The following is a 2,140-nucleotide window of genomic DNA, read 5'->3' as shown; positions in this document are numbered from 1 at the left end:
TACCGGCTGCCGAGTCTTCCAGCCTTCCTGCGCCACCCTGCACGGGCAGTAGCCGGTCTAGTTCTGATGCCCCAGATCCCCCTCCCGTAATCCTCGCAGCCGTGGAGGTGTAGAATCGTTTAAATATGGAAGACTCGAAATCATCAAGCCCACATCCCGCAGGTAGCCTTTCGACCTGAAACATTTTTATCCTGACATGTTTTTCTAATCCCGAAAGGGAAAAGAAGGGGCATGGAATGAAGCTTTCGACATTATCGCTTGATCACTTAGGGTTAGTTGCTGGCGTCTTCGATGAATTGGGCATTTCAAAGATCATCGATGAGGCAATGCCTAAAACTCGCGACTGCAAACTTCAGCATTCTGCAATAATCAAGGGTTTGATTATCAATGGCTTAGGATTCACAGAGCGCAGGCTGTACATATTTCCCACCTATTTTAAAGATCTGGCATTGGAAAAGCTCTTTGGCCCGGGCATCGTCCCCGAAGACTTCAACGAAGACTCTGTTGGTAGAACCCTTGATCGAATCAACCGATTTGGCTCGACAAAGCTCTTCAACCTGATAGCCATGAATTGCATGCAGCGGTTAGCTTTCGGCACCCATCTCCTTCATGTCGATACTACAAGCTTCAGTGTTCATGGTCAGTATGAAGGAGATGATTGCCAACATGCTATCGAAATAATCCTTGGTCATCCCAAAGATGGTCGCTGGGACCTGAAGCAATTCGTTCTAAGCATGGTGACCAATCAGTGTGGCATCCCTCTTTTCGTGCAAGCGCATTCAGGAAACAAATCTGACAAGAAGACTATCATCGAAACCATTGAGAAGCTCAGGTCCAATCTGAACTTCAGCGATAAAATCTACTTCGTGGCGGATAGCGCATTCTTCAGCTCGGAAAATATCAGTCTTCTCAGCGACCGCACATTATGGATTACTCGCGTTCCTTCAACAGTTGGCGAGGCAAAGGATCTTCTAAATCGGGACTTGGAGATGAAATCTTGCTCAGATGATCGTTACAGCATCTTCGAGACTTCGGTCAATTATGGCGGCATAGATCAAAGGTGGGTTGTAGTCGATTCCAGAGAAATGCATACCAGAAAGGCTAAGACATTCGATAGACAAATCGAAAAAGAGCTCACTCAAGCCCGGAAATCAATAAAGAAATTGGGAAATGTCGTTTTCGCATGCGAAGCTGATGCAAGAAATGCTGCGGATCGATGGACATCGGAAAATCCACATTTCCTGCTCAGGAACGTGAGAACTTGCATGATTTCCAGACGCATTGGCGCAAAGCGAGGCCGTCCGAAGAAGGGCGAATCACTCGATATAGGTTATCTCGTTGAGGCTGAAGTCGATCGAAACGAACAGATAATCGCAAGCGAGAGAGCTAGACTAGGAAGGTTTGTCCTGGCAAGCAATGATAAAACCATTAACGGAGAGTTGATGCTTCAATACTATAAGGGCCAAAACGCTGTCGAGAAAGGCTTCCGATTCCTAAAGGATAAAAGTTTCCGGGTGGCAGAGGTATATCTCAAAAAAGAGGAGCGGATTGAAGCCCTGTCTATGATAATGGTCTTATCTCTATTGATTTACTCCATTGCAGAATGGATGCTCAGAAAACGGTTGAAAGAGACTGGTGAGACGGTGTTGAATCAGCTTGGAAAGCCAACAGAACGGCCTACTTTAAAATGGGTATTCCAGAAGTTCAGAAATATAAACGAAGCCATTATCGAATTGAAGAAATCTGTTCATCGCGAGATTATTAATATTAATGAAGAACAAAGGAAAATAATAAAGTTGTTTGGCCCAGGATGCGAAAAATACTACATTTGAAGGGAGACGTGCGGGATGTGGGCTGGAGGCTACAAACTTCACATCTAGTTCAATCAGCGCGGACCCTACCTCGTCCATGGTTGACGGCAGTGAGAACGAACTGTCCATGCCAAGAGCCTACAACTCCAACCACCAGATCCTCCTGGCCGAGAGCGCCATGGATCTGGCAGAGAAGCTGAAGTCCTCAGAGAAGCCGGTCCGCCTCCAGATGGTGGACTCGCCCAACCTTCCCGACGGCGAGGCCGTCTTCTCGGTGACCACTGAGGGGGTCAAGGATTGATCCATTTTGCCGCTGGCATGGCGGCACC

Annotated in this window: 3 protein-coding genes; 2 read left to right on the top strand and 1 reads right to left on the bottom strand. The window is 47.2% G+C overall.

Annotated elements, in window-relative coordinates; all coding sequences use genetic code 11:
- A partial coding sequence (locus QHH00_08450) for a hypothetical protein (protein ID MDH7509400.1) occupies positions 1-184 on the bottom strand: 184 nt, incomplete at its 3' end.
- A gap of 52 nt (positions 185-236) precedes the next feature.
- Between QHH00_08450 and QHH00_08445 the strand changes: the two genes are divergently transcribed.
- Together QHH00_08445 and QHH00_08440 are read left to right on the top strand one after the other, a co-directional pair.
- Positions 237-1,832 carry an IS1634 family transposase gene (locus QHH00_08445; protein ID MDH7509399.1) on the top strand — a complete coding sequence of 532 codons (1,596 nt, stop codon included), beginning with the start codon at positions 237-239 and terminating at the stop codon, positions 1,830-1,832.
- 76 nt (positions 1,833-1,908) lie between these two features.
- Entirely contained in the window at positions 1,909-2,112 is a 204-nt protein-coding gene (locus QHH00_08440) for a hypothetical protein (GenBank protein ID MDH7509398.1), read from the top strand.
- Positions 2,113-2,140: the final 28 nt, after the last annotated feature.

The sequence above is a fragment of the Methanomassiliicoccales archaeon genome (genome assembly GCA_029907465.1).
GTDB lineage: Archaea > Thermoplasmatota > Thermoplasmata > Methanomassiliicoccales > JACIVX01 > JACIVX01.
Note: the sequence above shows the minus strand (reverse complement) of the source record. Positions and strands in the feature narration are given on the sequence as shown.

Coding starts and splice junctions, on each gene's coding strand:
- QHH00_08445 (MDH7509399.1), top strand. CDS start 237: ATGAAGCTTTCGACATTATCGCTTGATCACTTAGGGTTAGTTGCTGGC.
- QHH00_08440 (MDH7509398.1), top strand. CDS start 1,909: ATGGTTGACGGCAGTGAGAACGAACTGTCCATGCCAAGAGCCTACAAC.